At 40.6% G+C, this 21939-nt stretch carries 26 protein-coding genes; 8 read left to right on the top strand and 18 right to left on the bottom strand.

What is annotated here, in order from left to right:
- Both ORQ98_RS26390 and ORQ98_RS26395 read left to right on the top strand, forming a co-directional pair.
- Nucleotides 1-1581 (top strand): RHS repeat domain-containing protein (locus tag ORQ98_RS26390; protein WP_342455234.1); only part of this gene is annotated, 1581 nt, incomplete at its 5' end.
- 7 nt (nt 1582-1588) lie between these two features.
- On the top strand, nt 1589-2131 hold the full coding sequence (locus tag ORQ98_RS26395) for a hypothetical protein (protein WP_274691816.1): 543 nt from the start codon (nt 1589-1591) through the stop codon (nt 2129-2131).
- Nucleotides 2132-2331: 200 nt separating this feature from the next.
- On the opposite strand, the gene ORQ98_RS26400 is transcribed toward ORQ98_RS26395, so the two are convergent.
- On the bottom strand, nt 2332-2460 hold the full coding sequence (locus ORQ98_RS26400) for a hypothetical protein (RefSeq protein WP_274691817.1): 129 nt from the start codon (nt 2458-2460) through the stop codon (nt 2332-2334).
- A gap of 728 nt (nt 2461-3188) precedes the next feature.
- Complete coding sequence (locus ORQ98_RS26405; RefSeq protein WP_274691818.1) at nt 3189-3785, bottom strand: tyrosine-type recombinase/integrase; 597 nt, start codon at nt 3783-3785, stop codon at nt 3189-3191.
- 264 nt (nt 3786-4049) lie between these two features.
- On the opposite strand from ORQ98_RS26405, the gene ORQ98_RS26410 reads away from it, so the two are divergent.
- Entirely contained in the window at nt 4050-4349 is a 300-nt protein-coding gene (locus ORQ98_RS26410; RefSeq protein ID WP_274691819.1) for a hypothetical protein, read from the top strand.
- A 78-nt stretch (nt 4350-4427) separates the two neighbouring features.
- On the opposite strand, the gene ORQ98_RS26415 is transcribed toward ORQ98_RS26410, so the two are convergent.
- From ORQ98_RS26415 to ORQ98_RS26435, 5 genes are all read right to left on the bottom strand, one after another.
- On the bottom strand, nt 4428-4826 hold the full coding sequence (locus ORQ98_RS26415) for a hypothetical protein (protein ID WP_274691820.1): 399 nt from the start codon (nt 4824-4826) through the stop codon (nt 4428-4430).
- A 121-nt stretch (nt 4827-4947) separates the two neighbouring features.
- A complete protein-coding gene (locus ORQ98_RS26420; protein WP_274691821.1) occupies nt 4948-5418 on the bottom strand; it encodes a hypothetical protein in 471 nt (156 codons plus the stop codon).
- A 243-nt stretch (nt 5419-5661) separates the two neighbouring features.
- On the bottom strand, nt 5662-6078 hold the full coding sequence (locus tag ORQ98_RS26425; RefSeq protein WP_274691822.1) for a hypothetical protein: 417 nt from the start codon (nt 6076-6078) through the stop codon (nt 5662-5664).
- Nucleotides 6079-6888: 810 nt separating this feature from the next.
- Nucleotides 6889-8100: a hypothetical protein gene (locus ORQ98_RS26430; RefSeq protein WP_274691823.1), complete on the bottom strand. Its 1212-nt coding sequence runs from the start codon at nt 8098-8100 to the stop codon at nt 6889-6891.
- Between the two features lie 483 nt (nt 8101-8583).
- A complete protein-coding gene (locus ORQ98_RS26435) occupies nt 8584-8766 on the bottom strand; it encodes a hypothetical protein (protein WP_274691824.1) in 183 nt (60 codons plus the stop codon).
- A 328-nt stretch (nt 8767-9094) separates the two neighbouring features.
- On the opposite strand from ORQ98_RS26435, the gene ORQ98_RS26440 reads away from it, so the two are divergent.
- Both ORQ98_RS26440 and hemL read left to right on the top strand, forming a co-directional pair.
- Nucleotides 9095-9796 (top strand): ester cyclase, encoded by a 702-nt coding sequence (locus ORQ98_RS26440; protein ID WP_274691825.1) that lies wholly within the window; start codon nt 9095-9097, stop codon nt 9794-9796.
- A complete protein-coding gene (gene hemL / locus ORQ98_RS26445) occupies nt 9793-11073 on the top strand; it encodes a glutamate-1-semialdehyde 2,1-aminomutase (protein ID WP_274691826.1) in 1281 nt (426 codons plus the stop codon). Before ORQ98_RS26440 ends, hemL begins: the two co-directional genes overlap by 4 nt.
- Here the strand turns inward: hemL and ORQ98_RS26450 are convergent.
- The 3 genes from ORQ98_RS26450 to ORQ98_RS26460 all read right to left on the bottom strand — a co-directional run bounded on the left by ORQ98_RS26450 (nt 11060) and on the right by ORQ98_RS26460 (nt 14318).
- Nucleotides 11060-11812: a class I SAM-dependent methyltransferase gene (locus ORQ98_RS26450; protein WP_274691827.1), complete on the bottom strand. Its 753-nt coding sequence runs from the start codon at nt 11810-11812 to the stop codon at nt 11060-11062. The genes hemL and ORQ98_RS26450 overlap by 14 nt on opposite strands.
- A 69-nt stretch (nt 11813-11881) precedes the next feature.
- Nucleotides 11882-13123 (bottom strand): MFS transporter, encoded by a 1242-nt coding sequence (locus ORQ98_RS26455; protein ID WP_274691828.1) that lies wholly within the window; start codon nt 13121-13123, stop codon nt 11882-11884.
- Nucleotides 13124-13361: 238 nt separating this feature from the next.
- Nucleotides 13362-14318, bottom strand: coding sequence for a contractile injection system protein, VgrG/Pvc8 family (locus ORQ98_RS26460; protein WP_274691829.1), 957 nt, complete (start codon nt 14316-14318; stop codon nt 13362-13364).
- 46 nt (nt 14319-14364) lie between these two features.
- Between ORQ98_RS26460 and ORQ98_RS26465 the strand changes: the two genes are divergently transcribed.
- The 3 genes from ORQ98_RS26465 (at nt 14365) to vapC (ending at nt 15318) form a co-directional block, all read left to right on the top strand.
- A complete protein-coding gene (locus ORQ98_RS26465; RefSeq protein ID WP_274691830.1) occupies nt 14365-14598 on the top strand; it encodes a type II toxin-antitoxin system Phd/YefM family antitoxin in 234 nt (77 codons plus the stop codon).
- Between the two features lie 84 nt (nt 14599-14682).
- Complete coding sequence (locus tag ORQ98_RS26470) at nt 14683-14913, top strand: antitoxin (protein ID WP_274691831.1); 231 nt, start codon at nt 14683-14685, stop codon at nt 14911-14913.
- Nucleotides 14914-15318 carry a type II toxin-antitoxin system tRNA(fMet)-specific endonuclease VapC gene (gene vapC / locus ORQ98_RS26475; RefSeq protein WP_274691832.1) on the top strand — a complete coding sequence of 135 codons (405 nt, stop codon included), beginning with the start codon at nt 14914-14916 and terminating at the stop codon, nt 15316-15318.
- Between the two features lie 55 nt (nt 15319-15373).
- Here vapC and ORQ98_RS26480 read toward each other — a convergent pair whose 3' ends face one another.
- Genes ORQ98_RS26480 through ORQ98_RS26515 form a run of 8 tightly spaced genes read right to left on the bottom strand, consistent with a single transcriptional unit; the run spans nt 15374 to nt 21697 of the window.
- Nucleotides 15374-15577: a tail protein X gene (locus ORQ98_RS26480; protein ID WP_274691833.1), complete on the bottom strand. Its 204-nt coding sequence runs from the start codon at nt 15575-15577 to the stop codon at nt 15374-15376.
- Nucleotides 15574-15996, bottom strand: a complete 423-nt coding sequence (locus ORQ98_RS26485) for a phage tail protein (protein ID WP_274691834.1) — start codon at nt 15994-15996, stop codon at nt 15574-15576. Before ORQ98_RS26485 ends, ORQ98_RS26480 begins: the two co-directional genes overlap by 4 nt.
- Entirely contained in the window at nt 15989-18469 is a 2481-nt protein-coding gene (locus ORQ98_RS26490) for a phage tail tape measure protein (RefSeq protein ID WP_274691835.1), read from the bottom strand. The genes ORQ98_RS26485 and ORQ98_RS26490 overlap by 8 nt, the downstream gene beginning before the upstream one ends.
- 10 nt (nt 18470-18479) lie before the next feature.
- Nucleotides 18480-18638 (bottom strand): GpE family phage tail protein, encoded by a 159-nt coding sequence (locus ORQ98_RS26495; protein ID WP_274691836.1) that lies wholly within the window; start codon nt 18636-18638, stop codon nt 18480-18482.
- A gap of 5 nt (nt 18639-18643) precedes the next feature.
- Nucleotides 18644-18901 (bottom strand): phage tail assembly protein, encoded by a 258-nt coding sequence (locus ORQ98_RS26500; RefSeq protein WP_274691837.1) that lies wholly within the window; start codon nt 18899-18901, stop codon nt 18644-18646.
- Nucleotides 18902-18903: 2 nt separating this feature from the next.
- Nucleotides 18904-19413: a phage major tail tube protein gene (locus tag ORQ98_RS26505; RefSeq protein ID WP_274691838.1), complete on the bottom strand. Its 510-nt coding sequence runs from the start codon at nt 19411-19413 to the stop codon at nt 18904-18906.
- A 13-nt stretch (nt 19414-19426) separates the two neighbouring features.
- Complete coding sequence (locus ORQ98_RS26510) at nt 19427-20584, bottom strand: phage tail sheath subtilisin-like domain-containing protein (RefSeq protein ID WP_274691839.1); 1158 nt, start codon at nt 20582-20584, stop codon at nt 19427-19429.
- Between the two features lie 33 nt (nt 20585-20617).
- On the bottom strand, nt 20618-21697 hold the full coding sequence (locus ORQ98_RS26515; RefSeq protein WP_274691840.1) for a phage tail-collar fiber domain-containing protein: 1080 nt from the start codon (nt 21695-21697) through the stop codon (nt 20618-20620).
- Nucleotides 21698-21939 lie beyond the last annotated feature (242 nt).

A 21939-nucleotide genomic window follows, 5' to 3' on the forward strand; every position in this document is an offset into this window, starting at 1 on the left:
TTCAAATGGGGTAATGGAATACTACTATCAAGATCGTACGACCAGGACTACCGCATTACAGGCCATCTCGCTACAGGTATCGATAGACGCCATTTTTCCTATGATGACAATAGCAATATCACAGGCATTGATCGAGGCGTTAATAGTCAAACATTTGCTTATGATGCACTGGACCGACTAGAAGGAGAAACAGGCAGCTATGGCAGCAAAACTTATGTTTATGATGAGTTAGGCAACCGCTTAAGCCGTTCCTGGAAACTTGGTGATAAAACCGAAACCCAAACCCTGACGTATAAAAACAACAGCAACCAGCTTGATAAGATCGAGAATAAGGCTGTTGTTCATACCGAGAGCGGGCATTTTAAAAAGTATGACGGTGATGTCTACCAGTATGACCCAACTGGCCGCTTAGAACGCGTTGTTAATGGCGGAAGGCTGAAGGTATACAACTACTATGATTCATTTGGTAGACGTATAAGGCGGGTAGACGGCTCTCTTTACCAGGATTTTTATACTTACAGCAATGGCGGCAATTTATTAAGTGAGCTGAGTTACTTTGAAAGGGACTTAAAACAAACCAGTGAATATATTTGGTTGGGGAGTATGCCAATTGCCCATATTGCTGGGAAAGATGGCAAATACACCATTAGCTTTATTCACACCGACCACCTCAATACCCCACGATATGCGACTAACGACCAAAAGAAAGTCGTTTGGCAATGGGAATCTGATGCTTTTGGAGTTGGTGACGCTGAAGAAGATGTCGACGGCGACGGTATTAAAACTGCTATTTCGCTGCGCTTCCCTGGTCAGGTATACGACAAGGAAACAGGTACTTATTACAACGTAAACCGGGATTATAACCCAAGACTTGGGCGTTATGTGCAGACTGATCCTATTGGGTTAAACGGGGGAATGAACACTTATGCTTACGCTCTTCAAAATCCCAATCGGTACACTGACCCAGAAGGCCTATTAGCACCTCAGGCAGCTGGATTCATTATTGGCAGTATTTCTGGGGGAGTTGGTGGTTTTATGGCAGGAATGGCTAGTGGCCAGTCAGGCTGGGATTTAGTAGGATCTGTAGCAGGGGGAGCAGTAGCTGGTGGCTTCGTAGGTGCAGTTACTTTAAATGCTGCGGCGGCTGGATCTGCTGGTGGAGCACTAGTTTCTGGTAGCATAGCAAGAACAGCTATAACAACTTCTGTTTCAGGAATGGCATCTAACGTTTTAGGTCAATATGCGGGAATAAACATTTCTCGTGTAGGAAAAGGAATGTCATTATTAACTCCACAAGCCGCTTTTCGCTGCAAAGAGTTTTCAGGCGCTCAGGTTTTACTGAGCGGTATACCTGGCCCATTTGCAGCTATGAACCCCTTGGGAATTGCCTCAAGATACCAAACTGGTGGCATTGTTAGGTCAAATGCTGCGAGTATTGCAGCTACAGGCACACAACTGGGAATTCTAGGTGGATTAAGAAATAGTACCCAGTTACTTACTGAGTTAGTGGCTGAAGGACCTGCAAATGGAATAGACGAGCAATCTTGTTTATGTGTTCCAACAGAAAAAGCAAAAGAGTAATTAATTAATGTATATAGCTCTTCAAATACTTGTTGTTGCTATATTTATCTTGTGTATGGAGCTTTTTCTCCATGCACAAAATAATGCTAGCAAGTCTTTATACGCAACTATTATCAGATGGACATATACACTATTTGCTCTTTGCGCAATATTACCAATTTACTATCTTCCAACTAATGTTTACCCAATAGAAAATAGTGAAACTAGGTCAATCATTGGTGCTGTCTCATTATTAGCAATGCTCGTGTATTGTCCTATTTGCTTATTTAGGGTTAAAAACTTTATTACCTATAAAACCTATATAATATCTCTTGAAAGATACCAAAAAAGTAAAATTACAAGAGAGCAGTTATTTGACTGGGCAAGCCATATTATCAAATATCAAAAAAACCACACTAACCCTGGCGGCAAGAAAAACAAGCAAAACTACGAGCAGCTTTGGTTATGGCTGGAAGAGCTAGCAAATAGCAATTGGTTAAATAGTAGTCTAGATAGGCGGTTAACTGAGCGACTAAACACCGCTAGAAAACTACATAACAGCTTTGAGTAAGGCCAACCCCGCGCTGACTTTTTTCTTCATACACTTGCCAATACTGCGAACCCAGCTAACTTGCAAGACCATATGATGGCAGTAAACGTCAGAGGTGGTGTAAGTAAAATAGCTAGAGTGGCTTAATTAAGCTATATTATTGGTAGGATATTGTATATAATATCCTACCTTAAAAGTATTTATAAGTAAGAGTGGCAGCTCTAATTAACAAATACTTTTATTAACTCTATAGCATTAGCAATTTGTTCTGGCGGTATAAACGCCAGGATAATTGCTAAATATATATATTTACCGTTATTTGATAGTTCTGCTTTAAAATCTACTTTCATTCGCTTACCTTTATATCTATAAGTAATAAAGTCCTTATTAATTTCCAGTTAAACAAGTCCGTTTTGTTTAAACAATATCTATTTTTTCTGCGTGAGTTGCTCATAATGTTTACCACATATAGTTGATGCCTGCTAAATCGTTAGGCGAAAGTGTGCCAACTGATATAAATCAGGATCGTTTTTTTGCACAAGAACTACTTGAGCTTACAGCGAGACATCTTAAGAAGATGTTAACTGCCTCGTTGGATAACTGCAGATACCAGCCCTTGGAAAAAAATCCTCTATGCACTTGAAATTCGTCATTCATGATGCTGGGGCTTGCCTAAATAAGCAGTACTATATGTAGTATAGAACGTTTTGGGCGGTACAAGATAATGCGGTTTCCATTTTATTGCAAGTAGTAATTCTCTATGAAAAACGTTGAAAAAATTTGACAAAACAATTGGTTAGCAGACACTAACGATAAGTCGTTTTTACTCAGTTAGTTAGCTGCTTTGCAAGAAAAAATTAGCAATAATTATGGTTAAAATAAGTACAGTCCTGGTAGTTTTTGTGATTGATTTTTGTTCAGTTTAAAACTAATTCTTTATAGCTTTGTTAATAGGGTTGATTAAGACATAGCAACTAGATGTCTAAAGAAGATAGGGATTCTAAAAATCAGCAGGGTTGTCGCATATGAAGAAATACTGAAAGTAGGTAATGTGTTTTGCTGGTAATTTTAAATATAACTAAATCTCATACAAATACAGCTCGTGTATCTCTTTCTCTTCAATGCCCAGGTAGTCCAGAGTTTGCTTTTGGGTCGCATGTCCGAAGGCTTCCATTAACACTGGCACCGGGGCGTTGTTGCCCTTGCGCTGCCAGTAACCCCACGTCTTGCGTAGGCTGTGGCTGCCGTAGTTACCCTTCAAGCCTACATTTTTGCACCATTGCTTTACCATGCGGTTGATGGTGGGTACGGTGATAGGCCCCCGCTGACCTTGGAATAGTAGCTCTTCTGGCTTGTAGTGGCGGCTGGCTAGCAGTTGTTGTATTGCGTTGGTGGCTGCTTGGTTAAGTAAAACCTTTCGATATTTATTATTTTTTTTCTGTTTTACATCTAAATAGGAACCGTGCTCAATCATATGTACTTGCTCGGCACGAATTGATAATAATTCGTTAGCACGAAATGCCGTATTAATTCCAAGAATAAAAATACAATTCTCTCGTGGTATATCTTCTAATAATTTTTTAATGCGAGTAATGGCGCGTTTGTCGCGGATGGGTTCGACTTTGATTTGTGACCCTTTGCGCGGATAGTTCGGATTTTGACCAGTTTTAAACATTACGTCACTTGTTGGGTTTCTGCCAAATATGGTGATAAGTTAGCGAGTTTTTCACTGGAGTGCAAGGACAAGTGTTGTGCAATTTAGCTGTAGGCTTTGCTGTAACTGGCTTGTAGCGATTGAGTAACTCACTAACTTTAAGGTAAAAGTTAGTGAGTTTTGAAGTGACTAAAATTCAATCACTAAACATTGATATTACATGTAATTTTTATATGTTAACATCTGAAAGCAAGGAAAAATATAGAACTAGATAATGGAAAAAGTATGAAACTAGAAAAAATGAATAATAAAGCTAAAGAAGCTTATGCAAATAGTTTAATAAAAAATTCTGAAAGTTTGATAAATGGTATTTTCTTAACGATTATTGTAGCCCCATTTGCCTATTTATTAAAATCCCTAATTGATCCTAGTTGGAATTTTAGTGAATTGTGGGCAGTAATAGAAAAAAATTCTACTATAATATACCCCTTAGTCGTAATTATTTATGGGGTAGGAATATATATGGCTTACTCTATAAGAAAACAAGGACTCAAAGTATTAAGCCAGATAGTTGACCACAATTAAAAATCATGAGTCTGTAATTTAAATTGTGTAACAGTCTCAAATCTATTGATTTTAAGGGGATGTAGCCCAGGCTATAGCTTAGTAGTAAGCATAAAGCTTTAGCCTTACGCCATGCTTCTTTGCCTTTTTGCAAAGTTTAATAATGTTATCTAGATGCTCTTGCAAATCTTCGTGATAATAGTTACCTGTTTTGCTATTAATAAACTCTCCTTCTTTCTTTTTCAAACAGTCTTTAATCTTGTGTGTAATTATCAGTAGCTTGTGAGGGTCTTTAAATATGGGCTTATAATCATCAGCTTTCTCTCCATCTATCAACGAATAAGCAGGCTCTAAAGGCCAATATAAAAACTCTACTTCATGCGGCTTTAATAGCCCTTCAAGAATATCTTTATAATGTATAAAAATGTTTTCACTACTTAAGTAAAGGGCGTCTTCTTCTGAAAAACTTTCTAATCCAACATAATATGTTTCTGGCATGTCACTTTCTAACCTTGTTACCGTGTAACACCTCTACTCATCCCAAGGCGCTTTGATGTGTCCAGGCTTAAGTAGTAGTCAAAAACCTTTGTAAATATCATTAAGCGTGACCAAGTCACGCTTATTTACTTTTCCGCCGGCTCTTTTCCTCGTGCTTCCTATAGATCGGCTCCAGATACTTCTCTAGCACTTCAGAAACGGTTATTTTCTCATATTCTGCAATATAGGTAGCAAGCGTATGAGCATAGGGTTCAACAGACAATGGTTGTTTACTTATACCGGCTTCCTTGTCAGCCTTACGCTTCCGCTTAGCCCGGATAGCGTCTTTGATCTTGTTCCACTCGCGGCTGTTGCTCTTAGCATTCAACCACTTGTCACACCAGGCTTGTAGGGCTTCGCATTGCTTGGGATCACTGGGCATGAACTGAATAGATAAGAAGTCAGGTACTGCATACGGCAGCTTATTACAGATGCTAATAGTCTCCGGCCAGTCAAACTTGATGGTCATATCATTGTTGTAGATATTCTCTCGAATATAGGTGTAGATTTTACCAAAGTTATCTCTATTGACTGTTAAGCGAGGGCGGCCCATGTTGTTATATCCGTTTACGTGACTTGATCACGTTTACTATATATAGGGCTGGGTGATATGGCAAGTAGCAGGAAAAAATAAACCCCACGGGCGGGGCCAAATTTCTTTTATACATGAATATTTCTTCATCCATGAAGATATGAGTAAATAAGATTCTATAGTAATTGCTCAAAAATGAATTGTATAGTTTTTGATCGTTGTTTTGTGATATGAGCCAACTAACATCATGAGTACAATAGTAAATCAAGGGTTGAGTTTAGAGTTTTCAGTGCCAGAGATTAATACATCACCACTTGCTCCACTAATTACAATACACTGCCTAGTATTTGGCCTAAGATAAATTCTAGTACGGACATTATCCGCAAAAAATGACGAGCCTTCTAATCGTGGAATAATAAACCCATTGGAAAATTCACTTTCAGAAGTATAGAAGTCATTACCAGTGACCTCCTCCCAAAGGTACATTATTACACTAGTTGCTGTTGAACTAGAGTTCCTAAGCCAGACATTGATATTTTGAACAACAACCGTATTTGCTGGAGATGTAAAGCAAAAAGGGAGGCCACCTGCAAACTTTATCTTCTGCTCATAAATAGCCTTTGCAGCCAAGGCTTGCTGAGATAAAAATACAGACAGTGCAAATATTACAAGTTTTTTCATTACCTTATACTCCTTAAGTTACAACCTAAGTGATAAGGCAACACTTGTTCCATATAAGACAACCAAATGAAAATTAAGGATATTCTTTGACTAAGCAGCTATTAGTGTAAAATTATTTTTACTTGACTCTTAGCCACATGGCAGCCAAGCAATCAGAATGATTCACCTAAAACTAATCAACAGCCTTACCCACAGATTTTGTGGATAAATACTAGTCAATTGGTTCATATCAGTAATTCCTGCTCTTAATACGTGACGGAGTCACGTAAATTGCTTTTTTGATGTAAGGGCCAGTTGATTTTTTTGCCTTCCGGAGCCACGCACGCCCTGAAACGGGCAGAGATGGTTCTAAGCGCAAGCGTAGCGACCCCTTGCGGGTTGCGCTTAGGTTCTCTCTGAACGAGTCTGAGCGGGCAGTGGGGCCGGTAAGCAAAAAAATTCATTGCCTTTTGGTGGACGCTTGCCAACGGCATAAGCTGAGCGCAGCGGAAAAGAGTTTTCTCGACTTGTCGAGGCTTTTTTATATAGGCAGTTTGGCTGCCGTGCAGAGGTGCGATTTATCGCAGCCTTATAAAGATTGTTTAATAGAAACTGACTGATTAATTCCCGACACCTATTTAAAAAACCATACCGACACTTATTAATAATTGTGGTTTTTATAAACAACAAATTGAGTTGATTAGTGCATTAGTGAAGTGTATTTATGGTTATTAATTGTGCAAATTATGGATGAGATGAATAATGGACTGAATCAGTGGTGTAGATTTGATCAAGTAGGTGCCTTTAGACAATAGGAAGCTGTCAGCGCCTCTAATCGCCGGTATAGCCTGTTAACTTCTTAGCTAGTCGCTTAAGCTCTTGGTAGTCCTTTTCGCCCTTATACGCCTCGTACAGCTCACTAAGCTTAGATAAATACTGCTTCTTATGGGCTAGTTGCTCATGCTCATTCTGCTTTTGCTGCTGCCGTTGACTATTATCAAACAGCTGCTGTTGTGTATTGGCCTGGCGCTTCTGATTAGCATCAAATATCAACTTCATACGATGCTTAGCGGATACATTGGGCTTCTCTTCAGCTTCAGCAGCCTTTTTCAGCTGCTTTTTATTTTGCTTAATCTCTTTCTTTTGACGCTTCTTGCGCTCTTCTCTCAAAGCTACAGCCAGTCCCAACACACCAAAAAATGATTCATTGAAAGCCCGGATAGCAGGCATGGCTTTAAACTGGCCTTTTTCATCCTTTTCTGTTGGACGGCCTAGCACATCAATCAAACCCGCATCCCTTAAATCTCCCATTGCTCGCTCGACACGACGTGGATGTAAGCCCGTATCATTGACCAGTACCGCAATTTTACAATGGTAGAATGTGCCGTCTTTATCACTGACCACTATTTGCAGCGTTTTAATGTCCATTCGCTTAAGTAGTGCTGCCATGACTACCACACAAGCAAAGCGGCGTTGTGAATACTGACGACGAGAAACACCCTTTTTGGTCTTTTTCTTCTTATGGGGCTTGCAGTACTTTAAGCTGGGGAATAAATCAGGACGGCTGTAGTATGCCGTAGAGCGCTTAACTGCATTGATAATTAAACTGGGCGAGCGTTTGCCTAAGTTAATCGGTCTGGCCATTTCAAATATGGGGCTGTCATTCTCATGACCACAATAGCCCCCGCCTAAGTTTACCCGCCCCTTAGCTTTCTCGGATTTTTCAAGCAGCTTGATATTACCCACGAAACCCGCCAGGCAGCGTATATAGCCGAACTGTTCCAAAGCCATCAGCAGCTTTTTAATATCACTCTCTGACAGTTTGAGGGTTTTAGCTAAATACGGCAGCCAGCGCATACCCTCGCTTTTTAGTGTTGCAAAGGTTGCTTTAGCAAAGGCGTTGTACTCTGCCAGCTTTCTAAGTGCTTCAAGCACACGGTAAGCATTGCGCTGCTTTTCTAAATGCAGCTGTGCTCTAGTTAGCTTCTGCTCGCCCTGCTTTTGAATGGTTTTTGGGCGTTGCTGGCGGTTGGCCACGCTCATAATGACAACGAGTAAGAAAAAATCTTACAAATTGATTGAGCGCAGATTAATAGACTCAATTCGCCTACAAGCCGCTAAATATGGTGTATGTGTGTGCTTATCTAACCAGGTAGGAAATATAAAATTCATCATAACGTGACCACTTTTTTCGAGCAAAGCTTGCCTAAAGGCCAGATCACGTATTACACTAAAAGCACGCAAATACTTTTGTTGTGTTCTTCGTGATCACCCAAAAATCTCAAAACCTAGTGTGCCAGCACTGGGTTTTTTTGGTTTTAGGGGTTTAGCTTTTGCAATCGTCTATAAGTTAACCCTTAAATTGTTTACTATTCTGTGACAACCAGACTTCAACTGTCGCCACATTTGTTCAATCTATACACAAAAAGTGTCTTACTATAACCCATCGAAATATAAAAACATACAACTAATGAGGGTTATCCAGTTGATACTAGCAGCAAATCAATCAGATATAAAACAAATGTGTCAGTCGGCAGTTTGTGTATTTTTTTTGATCATTACTTTTATTTCTTTCCTTAACTGAATAATGCTGCACACTTTTTCAGCATTTTCATTATCACCATCAAGAATACAAGCAAGCTCCGCAAGCATCGTGTTTGCTTTATAAAGAACCTCTTTAGGGCTCATTTTGCCTACAACTTCAGTCATTTTTTATCATTCATATCCGCCTAAGCGGCCCTAAAAACAGTCGTGTACTATAACAAAACACTGGTTATATATACAGTTAAAGTGTTAATGCTCACGCACTTTTTTCTAGTTCTTCTATCTATTGACTATTACAAAAACAATACAAAAATTTGTCAGTAAATTAGCCTTTTGTCTTACGCGCGTAGTATAATTTGAATAAATTTACTATTCACTACCAAAAATCGGTATTGTAAATAATTTTTTTATATGTTAGCCAACGGAATTTTGTTTATATTTTCATCAAATTTTAAGCGGTGATTCGCTGTATAATAAAAAGGGACGTTTTTGGATGAATTGTAAACAGGGTGCAATAGCACGCGATTTAATGGGATACATCTGGAATGATAAAGAAGTAGATTGCATTTCAGAGTATATGAACGAACAAACTATTATTGAAAGCCCAGTAAGGATTTCTACTGGTACAGAAGGATTTAACAAAATTCTACAGATTTGGTTTAGAGCATTTCCTACCCTCAGATATACTGAAGATGAGCTATTCATATTAGGAAATACAGCTACTTTAAAGTGGCGGGTTTCTGGTCAACATTTGGGTGAATTTTATTCTATCGCGCCGACTGGCAAAGAGATTCATTATGATGGTACCACCCAATTTGCTTTCAACAATGGTGTTGTGTCTAGTTACAATGCAACAGTAAATATTCAGGATATTATTACTCAAATTGCTAGTACTACAGTTGAGATTGTAACTAATAAAAATTTAGATACCATGTTTGACACTGTCAGACAGCAGTTGGGGAATATTACAGATAGAGAAATAGCATTCCTGGCTTTAGCGTGTCTCAATTTATCATCAAAACAAGTAGGCGATTTATTGTCTGTTAAAGGAGACTCGGCTGCCAAAATGATAACAGCCATTTGTCAAAAAATAGGCATAAATAACAGAGGTGAACTCACCGACTTCGCCGTAGAAAAAAATGCTTATGAATTACTTCATCGTTTAGGTGTTTTATTCAGAACGAGTGCAAAATGAACAAATCAGAAAACCTTTACCAACAAGCACAAAAACATATTCCTGGTGGGGTTAACTCACCAGTTCGTGCATTTAAAGGGGTTGGCGGTACGCCAATCTTTTTTAAATCTGCAAATGGTCCCTATCTTTATGACGAGGACGATAAACAATATATTGATTATGTAGGCTCCTGGGGGCCTATGATCTTAGGTCACAACCATGAAGCTGTTATAGAAGCAGTTCAACAACAGCTCAAAAATGGCTTAAGCTTTGGCGCGCCGACTGCACTAGAGATACAAATGGCAGATAAGGTCTGTCAGATGGTGCCTAGTATGGACCAGGTTAGAATGGTTAACTCTGGTACTGAAGCCACCATGAGCGCTATTCGCTTAGCCAGAGGTTACACAGGCCGCGATAAAATTGTTAAGTTTGAAGGCTGCTATCATGGCCATGCAGATTCATTACTAGTAAAAGCTGGCTCTGGCGCTTTAACTTTGGGTGTGCCTACATCACCAGGCGTACCAGCAGACTTGGCTAATCACACTATTACTTTGTCTTTTAATGATTTAGATGAAGTAGAAACTGTATTTAAAGAAATTGGTGAACAAATCGCCTGTATTATCGTAGAGCCAGTAGCTGGCAATATGAACTGTATTCCTCCCGTACCAGGCTTTTTAGAAGGCTTACGTCGTGTATGTGATCAGCATGGTAGCGTACTAATATTTGATGAGGTCATGACTGGCTTTCGGGTCGCTAAAGGTGGAGCACAAGCGTTTTATAATGTAACTCCAGATTTAACCGCTTTAGGCAAGATTATTGGCGGTGGTATGCCTGTAGGTGCCTTTGGTGGGAAACAGGCCATCATGGACCATTTGGCCCCGACAGGCCCAGTTTATCAAGCAGGTACACTGTCAGGTAATCCCGTTGCTATGGCAGCTGGTTTAGCCACTTTACAACAGCTTGAACAACTTGGTTTTTATGAAAAATTAACTACCACTACTAGCAAGCTAACAGCAGGCTTAACTGAGCTGGCTAATAGCCATGGCATTGATTTTACAACTCAACAAGTGGGCGGCATGTTTGGCTTATTCTTTACTACAGATAAAGAAATTACCAGTTATCAGCAGGCGGCTAGCTGTAATCTTGAGCAATTCAAAGCCTTTTTCCATGCAATGCTTGAGCAAGGTGTCTATCTAGCCCCTTCTGCTTTTGAAGCTGGTTTTGTTTCAATCACTCATACCAATGCAGTTATTGAGAAAACCTTAGCCGCTGCAAGTGTTGCATTTAGCAAACTTTAAAGCATTTAAATAAGATTACGTCATAGCTCATCTCAATAGTAGATGATCCATTTTGATTGGTTAGTTGTTTATATTCAGCTAGCCAATCAGTCATAAATTCAGGCGGCGTTACTTTCGCGTGTGGCATCCAGCCTGCAATATAATCAATGAATTGCTTTTCATTATTAAAGCTGGCGCTTCTCACCTCATGGCTAATTTTTAGCTTACTAAAACCAGTATCGCGTAATAGACTAGAAAAACTACAAAGAGTGTGGAATTGGTAGGGGTTAGAGAAGTTTTTAAAATAGGATTGGTATTTAGCTAAAAGGTTTTCAGAGGCTTGCCAAAGGTCTTTACATCTGGGATATATCACGCCAATGAATTTGCCCCCTTTGTTCGTTGCCTGGTAAATATTAGCCAGGGCTTGCTCTACGTTACTAATCCAATGTAAACAGTTAAAGCTAGTTACTAGATCAAACTGACTTACACTTTCAAACTCTCTGATATCTTGTTCAATAAACGTGCACTCTTGATAGTTTTCATGTGCAAATTTTATCATATCGCCAGAGCTATCAAGGCCAACAACTGTATTGGTATCAGTCTTCATCTGTGCAGTAATAGCCCCATCACCGCATCCTACATCTAAAACTTTTAGATTATTTAAATCTTCGTCTTCTAGCATGACGCTAGATATTGATTTTTGTACAGGTGAGTTTTTAGCGTAGTGCTTAGCATTCCAATCTGTTTGTGTTGCGCTCATAGTTGCTCTAATAAAATGAAAAATGCCGATTGACTAGAAAATTCTAGCCCACCGACACCTTTAATTTGTTTAACTTAGAACAACATTCTCGCTAGTTTTGACTCTTCCGTCAAAGTGAGTATTCATCAATTTGATTGCAAATACATAAGTAAAACCAGTAGCACCTAGTACTAAACCAGTATAAACAGTGTCATAGCTGGATAATGCAGCAATAGCTAATGGGGTTAATCCACCAAAAATAGATAAGGCCAAATTATAACCAAGGGCTAATGATGTTGTTCTATTTTTAGCCGCTGTTTGCTCAAAAATTACGGCACATGTTGGGGCTAATATGATTGCAGAGATACCCAAAATACAGAGTTTAGCCATACCCAATACAATTATATTAGAGCTATCTAGCAGCATGTACAGCGGGGCTGAAAACAGTATTAGACTATAGATTCCTGCTGTCATTGCTTTTTCAGCATTTGAGTATTTATCTATCAACCAACCTGCTATTAAAAACAATACAACTAGCAGCGCGTTACTTAGTAATGCGAATAGTGTTTTAGTTGCACTGTCATCAGTAAATGCATTGATTACAGTACTTGAAGAAACGGCATTAACATAAAACGTTATACCAGCAGGAATAGTAACCAAAAATACCTTAATTATAGAATTAAGATCAAATCCAAACCCTTGGCTATCAGCCATGGTCGAAAGCTTATCAGTCAATTTAAGCTTAAAGTAAAAGCTAAAAATGATATTAAATATGCCTAGAAATAGCGGTATACGCCAACCCCAAGCGGTCATCTGCTCTTTTGTTAATGAATATTCCAAACCAAATGTTATTACTAGTGATAAAACAACCCCCATTAGACTACTAGCGACAATTAGCGCAGATACTCTAGACTTTTCTTTTTCCGTCGAGTTATCGACTAAGTAGCTAATAATGACAGGGTATTCACCGCCAAAACAGAATGATTGAATCATTTGTAGCAAGAGCAAAATACAAGGTGCTAATAGCCCTATTTCATTATAGGTAGGCAGCAATGCAAGGGTTATTGTTGCTATACCTATTAGGCCGCTTGTCAAAATAAGGGCGGGTTTTCTACCATATTTATCAGCGTACCATCCCATGATATAGCCGCCTACTGGGCGCATCAGAAAACGTAACGCAAATATTCCCCAAACAAACAGCAACGAATTTTTTGTATCACCAGGAAAAAAGTTTACGGCTATATAGGTAGAGATGGCTGCAAATACTGCTATATCATAGTATTCAAACGTGTTGCCGGTAACTATACCAATCCGTTTAGACCACGAAATCATTTCGCTCCTTAACTCCAACTTATCATAAATTTATTTTTGATCTGCTTATTGATGAGTTCTGTAGCCAACGGAAACTCTGTCTATACATAACTAGATCGACTTCACATTTTAATCTGATATAGGTCACTGTCAAACGTTTTTATTAGTTTTTTCAAAAATTTAAGTCATTTATATCCTATGATTTACGGCTGTTATTGAATATTTAATACATAATTTGTCGTCTATTTTTGGTTTTTTATCACCTTGGCAATACCAGCTCTAAATTAGTTTCAGCAAACCCACCGCCTAAACTATGCTCAACAGTCTTTACTACCCAATCACCATTGGCACTTGTCTTATGGTTAACTAGTGTTATTCGCTGCTCTGGTGCTATCTCTGGCGACAATGGACGTGTAAGTGACAGTGACTTTTTACCTCGCTTTAACCTGTTTAACCTTGAACTAGCCGCACTTTTGGCATCACTTGCCGTTTTGTAGGTTTCACGAAGTGTGTATTTTGGCTCGTCCTGCCCAGCCAAAACCGCTATCTTTTGCTGCTTTTTTTCTGAAAACCAATAGGCTTGAACGGCCTGGTAATCATTGCGCTCATTGATAACAACACGGCCACTACTGTTGTGTGGGTCGTTAATAGTGATGGTAGGTAATTTCTGGTTACGAATATTTCTACTTTCACCCTTCGGCACAATATACAGTTTATTCGCCATGGCTTTGGCTATGGCATTGTGTTGGTTAGCCAATCGAGTTAATAGGTTTAAATCACTCTCCCCTCTCTGGTCGATATGCTCAAACTGTATTGAGGCTAATTCTGGATTTATAGCCAGCTGATAACCATGTTTATTAGCAACTTGATTGGCTAGCTCCTGCAGAGTGATATTGTCGTATGAAGCGTCATGCGTGGCTTTGATACTGCCCTTCATATTCGCTGCTTTGCCGTGAATCGTTAGGTTATCGTCATCTAGCGACTCTTCTAACTCATCCACCACATACAGCCCTTTATAAATTCCCTGTAGCCACACTTCCAGCTCTGCCCCAGTTTTCGGAAAATGAATGGCCTGGTCGCGGTTATCTAAATCAATAGTTACAGCATCAGATTTAGTGCCTGCTTCATCTTGAATGGTTAATTTAATTAATCGGTCAGCAATTAATTGGGTAATGTTTTTTTGGTTGGCTAAGATTTTAAATTTCGTTTTTGTCATATTGTAATTTAAATTGGACAATAAAAAATCTATTTAGGTAATGATAATGAAGAGTAAAGTTGCCTCATATGAGGCAAAGAACAAGCTCCCCGAGTTTCTTAGACGGGTTGAGGCTGGCGAGTCGTTTACTATCACTAATCATGGCAAAGTGGTAGCTGACTTAATTCCTGCCGATAGCCGCAGACAACGCGCTAAGCTTGCCATTGCGAATATCAAACGAATGAAGAAGCATGTTGTGTCAAATGAAACCTTGATGGATCTAAGGCAGCAAGGTCGCTAAAAAAGTATATACTTTCATATATACCTTAATGTATACTATGATATATACTTTTGTATATACCAAAATTATAAGGAGGTCTAAGTGATGCAAAAGACAGCAAAGCTTTTCCCTAACGGTCGAAGTCAAGCAGTGCGCTTACCTAAAGAGTTCCAGTTTGAAGGTGAAGAAGTCTTTATAGAGAAGGTAGGCGATAAGGTTATCTTGAGCGCTAAGCCTAGTTCCTGGGATTCTTTTTTCTCAAGTGAGCTTAAGGCTACAGATGATTTTATGTGTGACATTGCAGATGACAAACCACAGGAAAGGGATTTATTTTAGATGTATATGCTTGATACAGACACATGTAGTTATATCATTAAAGAGCGCCCTCCCGCTGTGCTAGAGCGATTTAAGCAGGTTGCAATGGATGAAATATGCATCTCAATCGTTACTTACTCAGAGCTTCGGTATGGTGTTGAGCGCTCTAGCTCTAAAAAAATAAATCATGAAGTTATTTCGCTTTTTATTAAGTATCTAAATGTTCTTGATTGGGATAAGGATGCTGCTGATACATACGCAAGAATTAGAAGTACCTTAGAGAGCAATGGGACTCCCATAGGCAACATGGATATGATGATTGGGGCGCACGCAAAGAGCTTAGGCGCAACATTAATTACAAATAATACAAAGCACTTTAAGTATATAGATGGTTTATCTATTGATAACTGGGTACATAGCACATAACCTATCTATCAATGGACTTTTTTACTGATCTTGTGCAGAAATGGACAAATAGGAATTAATCCCATAACGTTATCCGCTGGTCTTTTTCTTCTGCTTGAATCGCGGGTAATTCGATAGTTAAACCTGCAGGCAGCAACGCGCCATGCTTTGCTATACCTGGGTTGGCAGCCAGTACGACATCGAGCGTATTGATATTGCCTTGATAATATTTATGGCAAATGGCATCGAGCATATCATTCTGTTGCGTTCGATATTTCACTGGGTTTCATCCTCTCCATACTCTGATATTGATAGGCTCCCTTTCATTTCCATTGGTGTGCCATCCTCATAAAAATAAGCGTCACTCCGTTCTATTTGATCAATCACCCATAGTCCTAAATCCACTCCACCCGACGGTGAGCCACCAATTAAGCGGTAAGGCTCGCCTTTATCTGCCAGTTGTTGAAGCTGATCGAACCAGTAAAAATCCTGTTTGGTTTCTGGGTATACGGCAATGCTTAAGGTTTTTTTAGCTGCTCCTGGTCCATGAAATTGCTTAGCGGGTTTACGTCCGTAGCGGTCTTTATTCGCCCAACGCCAGGCTTGGCTAGTTTTTAATGACTGATATTCCAGCGTGCTAACACTAAAAATAAAATCGCCTATTGCCATCATAGTTTGATTCGGTACATCGTTAATCATGTAAATTACCTCTTATTGAACGGGCATTTTTACGCTGGTGTTCATCCATAGCTTTAGCAACGGCTTTATTAATTTCATCAGGTGTCGCGTTTGGCTGGTCCACATTAACCGCTATTTGATAGTTATTGGTTTGATTCATACCCCTGGTGTTGCCTGTTAATGGCTCAGGTTGTTTAACCTGGTTAGTAATATCGGGGTTTTCATTCGAGATTTTTACAGCCTGGTCAGAGATTTGTTTTACTTTTTGTGTAACTTCAACTGATTTGTCATCATCACCAAAGAGCTTATTCCACGCAGCGCCTAGCGTTTCCTTAATCGCCATGATTGGACCTATGACACTCTCTTGTATCCATTTCCAGGCAATTGAGAATATATTTTTTACTGCTTCACATAAGCTATCAAAGTAGCCTGTAATGGGCTGCCAGTGTTGTATGAGTAGCCCTAATGGTGAATAAGAAAATACCGTTTTAATCACCTCCCAGCCATTCCAAAACAGCGCTGTGATGTCATCCCATAAATCAACAAACCATTGGCCAACGGCTCCCCAGTCATCCACTAGATAAGCCGCTATGCCGATTAGTGCGCCAACTGCAGTAATCACTAAGCCAATGGGATTAGCCATCAGTGCCGTATTCCATAGCCATTGTGCAGCTGTGACTACGGCTGTTTTTGCTGCTAATGCCGTATGAATCGCCCCCATTCGGATCATTGCCAGATTTAAACTACTGGCTGTAGTGAGTCCAAATAAAGTGGCGGCATTCCAGGCTAACATCGCGGTTCGCCCTGCTATCATGGCCACCTTTAACGCCACAAAGGCTCCAGCGCCCCATAAAATCGCTTTAGAGACAAGCGGAAAATCCTTAATTAAATCTTGTACGACTATCGCCGCCTCACCCAATAAATTGGATACGGCAATTAATGCCGGGGCGAATATTTCACCAACGGTAACAGCCAGGTTATTAAAACGTTGCCCTAATAGCTCATAAGCTTCATTCGTTCCACCAGACAAAATGTTATTGGCCATTGTGTTGGTGGTTTTCATGCCTTTTTGCAAGTTATCCCGCATTTTGCCAACGGTATCGTCTAGCTCATTAATTTTAGGGAATAACATATCAATCAGGTCTACGGCTTCCGATGTACCAAAGGCTTTGCTTAATTCTTGCTTTTCTACATCGTCCAGGGTGTCGCCGTATTGCTCTTTCAAGCGCCGTAAAATATCGACGGTGGGTAATAATTTATTGTTGGCATCTAAAAACTGTAAGCCAAGTTTTTCACCTGCTTTACCTGCACTTAATATAAATCGTTTGTATTTTGTAGCCGCTTCGCCGCCTTGCATTGACGCCGATAACATTCCTAGTACACTAAATTGCTCTTCCATAGCCGCCCCGGCACTGGTAGCGGTTGCACCTAGTGTACTCAGAGCTTGAGCCACTTTAGGCCCATCAGTTTTAAACATCTGTACAGACGACGAAATACCCGCACTGAACATTTGACCAAACTTAATATCCTTTTCTTCCGCGCTTAATTTTTCCCAATCCTCGATATACCCTTTAGCAAAACCTGTAAATTGATCGCGGTAAATGGCATAACCCGAAGCAAAAAGGCTAGTCATTTCGGCTGTGCTGGATTTGGTAGCCCCTGCAGTTAAAGCAGCAATTTTAGTAAACTCACCAACAGCCGAATCACCAAGCGAGGATATACCCGATTTAATATCGTAGGATGCTAAAATAAAGGCTTCAGTTGTTGTCCCTGCAAATTGGTTGGAATATTCACGGGCTTTTTCAGCAATAACATTTTGCCCTTCAGCTGTAATCCCCAATGAGCCTATTTCACCCTTAGCTGATACCACATCCGCGTAAGCATCCGACAGTTGTTTTACTGCAAATACAGCGCCTGTTAATTTGGCCGTATCACCCACCAGTTTCGATTTAAGGTCGCTGCTACGCTCTTGCAGTCTGTTTAGCCGTTCTTGCCTGGCTTGAGTACGCTCAAGCTGTCGTTGTTGTTCCTCCAATTCACGGTTATAGCGGTCTGTTCGACGCTGTAAGCTAAGTGTCGCATGATCTAAGTTGGTAGTAGATAAACCCGCTTGCTGTAGCTGTACTCTTAGCTGTTGCAACTCCTGACGCTCTTCTAAGTGTTGCTGTCGTAATCCCCTTGTCTGTGCTGTGGCTTCCTGCAGTCGACGTGTAAGGGCTGCTGTGGGGTTTGTAGTGCGGTTAAATTCGCGTGCAACCTGGGCCGTTTCTCGTTGTGCTTCTTCTAGTGCAGTTGAAGTCTGTTCTGTACGCTGTCGTAACTGCCTAAATTGTTCTAGCGCACGACGAGTATTGCCTAGCTCGTTTAATCTTTGATGGCTTTCTGAAACTTCACGATTAAAACGCTCAGTGCGTTGTGTTACCTGATTCATAGGCGCACTGAGCCGGTCCGCCAGTTCCATCACCATTTGTAAGCGCATGGTGGCACTGGTCATTGATTAATTCCTATGATTGTATTTGTTGATTAATTCTTTCTTGCCGTTGGGTGGCTTTTTGGTGCCACAATAGTAATTCAGGTAGGGTCATATCTTCGGTTGTTTTAGCATCCCAACCTTGGAACACCATAAAACAATCAGCCTCAATGTCCATTACATCATTTGGCACTGACCTTAACCTGCTAAAAAAACCGTCACCTCTGAAGCTAATTTAGTGAGATCCGCCGGGTGCAATTGATCCACTTCATTGGCGTTTAATTCGCTAATCCGGGGCAATAGAATACGCAAGCTGTTTACGTCCATTCTAACAATAGACATTAACTCTAACCCTCGCAGCTCGCCCGCTCGCGGCTCTCTTAGGCTGATTTTATCCAGGGTTTTCTTACCACGTGTAATGGGTTCTTTTAATTCAACAGTATTCAATGTGGTCATAATTAAATTCCTAATGCTTCTCTAATTTTTTTGGTGCGGTCTTCACCATTAATCCGCACTTCGTAGTTTTTCTTGTCGATATAAAACAGTTCGTTTCCATCTAATTCAAATTGATACAAGTCTGGTGCAATGGAAAACTTCATTGTTGCCTCAGATTCGGGCTTAAACTCGTTTAACTCCATGCTTTTCCAAAGGCCCCTGAGCTTGACCATAATGGCTTTTATCTCGCCATTGACATCCAGTGAGCCTCTAACCCTAAGCTCTTCTTGTGCGCTTTCTGGTTGGCCTAACAGCCCTATGACTTTGTCGTTGTAATCTGAAATAGTGATTTCACATTCTAATTTTTCCAGCCGGTGTAAGCTGCGCTCAATATCGCCTGCAATACCCGCGGCAGTAAAATCACTGGTTTTAAAGGCTATTTTGGGTAGCGTGATGGTGTTGCAAATACCGGCATACGATTGGTCTTTAAAAAAAGCATTCATGTCTGTCAGAATGCTGGGAACACTTGCCATGTTGTGTTATTCCTTAGCTGGTAAATAGTTGTTCGTTATATTTTTTATTAATGTGCTGGCGGAATGTTAAACGCTCGGCTACGTCGTATAAGCCTAAATCGTAGTCCCACGTCACTTGCCCGATACCGATATCAGCCATATTCAGCTCTTCATCAACCCAACACTCGCCGCCTGATATCACTTTGCGGACTTTAAGGCGCCGTAATAGGTTGTTTACCCGCGCTTTAACCGATTCCACATAGTCGCGGGTAATATTGCGGTCTACTAGCTCTTGGTGGGCATACAGAATGGAGTCACCCACGATATACCGCACCCGTTGATGGGGTAGCATGGTGCCATTGCATAAACGGTTGCCGTACAAATACCAGCCGCCTTGCTGGTTAACAATGGTTGCTACATTCTTCTCGTTGTAGCGGTTGGCCTTACTGGTCAGTGATCCTATTGCATGGTCTACAGGCTCAGACGTGCCGGTAATGCCGTATAACTTGCGGTTCGATGGTGAGTGCCAATAGCCCTCTTTAAAGTCGACGCGGACGATATGCCCAGCAATGGTGGCTGACGCCTTGCGTTTTACTTTTTTCTTTAAGGCCGTATCTAGCACTTCAATCCCGCCATTCACAAAAAACACTTCTTTAAAGGCTTCAGCGGCTTTAATCACATTAGTAAAGCCCGACTCGTCACCGTCTACAATGGCAGTCGCGTTTAGTTTTTTGGCTTCGTTTTCCATGGCCGCCGCCACATCAACATAGTGTGAAAACTCTGGTGCAATGATTAAACGCGGTCTTACACCGACAGCTGCCTCTGCAATGCGTAAGGCTTTTAAGCCGGTATAATCACCCGTTTCAAAGTCAACAGTACCGATTATGTTGGCTAAATCGGCCTCGGTTGGCTCTGTTGGGTTCTCTGGTTCTGGCACTCTCACCACAACGACAATCGCCCCTGATTGGCGGTAAATGTCTTGTAGTGCCGCGCTTAATGTGCCTGTTTTACCCGCTTTAGCGATGAGTTTATCGCTTGCAATTAACGCCGGGGTATTGAGTGGAAATACATCATTATCGGCATCGTCAGCCGTAGCAATTAAGCCAATCGTACTGGCGGATAATATTTTAATGGGTTTTATAGGGTCGTCTAAAAAATACTGTTCAACCCCGTGTAAATATTCGGTTGTCATTCATTAAAACCTGTAAATAATTAAAAAATAAAATTAGGCCATTCGCACAATGTAATTAAATGCAATGTTTTTTACCGTGTTTTCGTCAGCGCCAAAGGGGTCAATGGTTATACCATGTTCGTGAGCACCGATATGGACGCTGTGGGCGTGATGTCCTGCACTAGACGTATGTGGATGCGCCCTGGCACCACCACCACCCGCCGCTACGAATGGGCCGTCAGCGCCCTCATTGTAATCACCTCGTATGGTATGCGTATGAGCACCTGTTGCATTTGTGTTTTTAGTGCCAAGGTCAACAGTGTGTACATTACCTGTATGGGTATGATTTTTTATTTGATCGTCTTCAAGGCTCAGGGCTTCGCGATTATCTGGTTTGCCTTTAATGACCATCCCTCTTAAATCAGGCAAGGCACCTGTAGGGTAGGCTTTTGCTAGTAATGGATAGGCGTTAACATCAAACTGTTGGCCTTTCATTACAGCCCATCCTTTAGGTGCTATATCAGAAGGCCAAGGAACAGGAACACCCACGGGTAAAATTCTATCCGTAAGCTCTAATATGGTTAGGTAAGCTGTGTCTTGTAATTTCTCTTTTAATTCATATTGTGGGTGTGGGTCTTCTGCTGCCAGGTGATCTTGAAAACGTTTTTCAGTGTAATCAATGGTGGCTAATACCTTGGATGGATCAATTTTTAATTCGACATTTTCAGCGTTACCCACCTGACAGATAACCTCTAAATCCATACTGGTGGATATGCCATCAGGCAACGTTGCCTTGTAAGTTTTGGGGTATTTACCAATGGCGATTAAGTTGTCATTATCATCAAATAGTCCTAACTCCGTGATGTAAAAGCCGCCTACATCATCAGGAATCACTACCTGAAACACAACCCAATGCGGGTTGCTATCATGTTGAAATACGGCGTTAACGGGCACTTCTCCCCGCACACGCTTTAATTGGGTATCGTTCTCTGTTGGGTGGGTTTCCTTGCCTTCATCCTCGCCACCGTCCCCTATTTGCAGTTTGGACACATTGAGTTTGCGCCCCATTGCAATGGCATTAGATAGCTGTGCCTGGCCAACTTTCGTTAGCAGCACAAAATAATTCTGTGACATAGTATTTTATTGTTCGATTGGAAATAATGTTGTTTGAATTAATGAACGGGTTGCCGTTGTAAAATAACACCCATTAATTGCGGTAATTTTTTTAGTTAATAAGGGGTAAAGAACTTCTTCATTGCCTTGCCGAATGGCCATGGCAAATAGCGGTACATTCGATTTATACCAATCATGGTAAATAATCTGTAAAATACCTGGTCACAGTATTTCACTTAATTTGACTAGGAATTTAATAATGG

Source organism: Spartinivicinus poritis, from assembly GCF_028858535.1.
Classification (GTDB): Bacteria; Pseudomonadota; Gammaproteobacteria; order Pseudomonadales; family Zooshikellaceae; genus Spartinivicinus; species Spartinivicinus poritis.

Excerpts from the sequence above, each read along its gene's own strand:
- ORQ98_RS26395 (WP_274691816.1), top strand. The coding sequence starts at position 1,589 with ATGTATATAGCTCTTCAAATACTTGTTGTTGCTATATTTATCTTGTGT.
- ORQ98_RS26435 (WP_274691824.1), bottom strand. The coding sequence starts at position 8,766 with ATGACTGAAGTTGTAGGCAAAATGAGCCCTAAAGAGGTTCTTTATAAA.
- ORQ98_RS26455 (WP_274691828.1), bottom strand. The coding sequence starts at position 13,123 with ATGATTTCGTGGTCTAAACGGATTGGTATAGTTACCGGCAACACGTTT.
- ORQ98_RS26425 (WP_274691822.1), bottom strand. The coding sequence starts at position 6,078 with ATGAAAAAACTTGTAATATTTGCACTGTCTGTATTTTTATCTCAGCAA.
- hemL (WP_274691826.1), top strand. The coding sequence starts at position 9,793 with ATGAACAAATCAGAAAACCTTTACCAACAAGCACAAAAACATATTCCT.
- ORQ98_RS26400 (WP_274691817.1), bottom strand. The coding sequence starts at position 2,460 with ATGAAAGTAGATTTTAAAGCAGAACTATCAAATAACGGTAAATATATA.
- ORQ98_RS26415 (WP_274691820.1), bottom strand. The coding sequence starts at position 4,826 with ATGCCAGAAACATATTATGTTGGATTAGAAAGTTTTTCAGAAGAAGAC.
- ORQ98_RS26440 (WP_274691825.1), top strand. The coding sequence starts at position 9,095 with ATGAATTGTAAACAGGGTGCAATAGCACGCGATTTAATGGGATACATC.
- ORQ98_RS26450 (WP_274691827.1), bottom strand. The coding sequence starts at position 11,812 with ATGAGCGCAACACAAACAGATTGGAATGCTAAGCACTACGCTAAAAAC.
- ORQ98_RS26420 (WP_274691821.1), bottom strand. The coding sequence starts at position 5,418 with ATGGGCCGCCCTCGCTTAACAGTCAATAGAGATAACTTTGGTAAAATC.
- ORQ98_RS26405 (WP_274691818.1), bottom strand. The coding sequence starts at position 3,785 with ATGTTTAAAACTGGTCAAAATCCGAACTATCCGCGCAAAGGGTCACAA.
- ORQ98_RS26470 (WP_274691831.1), top strand. The coding sequence starts at position 14,683 with ATGCAAAAGACAGCAAAGCTTTTCCCTAACGGTCGAAGTCAAGCAGTG.
- ORQ98_RS26500 (WP_274691837.1), bottom strand. The coding sequence starts at position 18,901 with ATGACCACATTGAATACTGTTGAATTAAAAGAACCCATTACACGTGGT.
- ORQ98_RS26490 (WP_274691835.1), bottom strand. The coding sequence starts at position 18,469 with ATGACCAGTGCCACCATGCGCTTACAAATGGTGATGGAACTGGCGGAC.
- ORQ98_RS26430 (WP_274691823.1), bottom strand. The coding sequence starts at position 8,100 with ATGAGCGTGGCCAACCGCCAGCAACGCCCAAAAACCATTCAAAAGCAG.
- ORQ98_RS26465 (WP_274691830.1), top strand. The coding sequence starts at position 14,365 with ATGAAGAGTAAAGTTGCCTCATATGAGGCAAAGAACAAGCTCCCCGAG.
- vapC (WP_274691832.1), top strand. The coding sequence starts at position 14,914 with ATGTATATGCTTGATACAGACACATGTAGTTATATCATTAAAGAGCGC.
- ORQ98_RS26515 (WP_274691840.1), bottom strand. The coding sequence starts at position 21,697 with ATGTCACAGAATTATTTTGTGCTGCTAACGAAAGTTGGCCAGGCACAG.
- ORQ98_RS26460 (WP_274691829.1), bottom strand. The coding sequence starts at position 14,318 with ATGACAAAAACGAAATTTAAAATCTTAGCCAACCAAAAAAACATTACC.
- ORQ98_RS26510 (WP_274691839.1), bottom strand. The coding sequence starts at position 20,584 with ATGACAACCGAATATTTACACGGGGTTGAACAGTATTTTTTAGACGAC.
- ORQ98_RS26505 (WP_274691838.1), bottom strand. The coding sequence starts at position 19,413 with ATGGCAAGTGTTCCCAGCATTCTGACAGACATGAATGCTTTTTTTAAA.
- ORQ98_RS26410 (WP_274691819.1), top strand. The coding sequence starts at position 4,050 with ATGAAACTAGAAAAAATGAATAATAAAGCTAAAGAAGCTTATGCAAAT.
- ORQ98_RS26485 (WP_274691834.1), bottom strand. The coding sequence starts at position 15,996 with ATGATTAACGATGTACCGAATCAAACTATGATGGCAATAGGCGATTTT.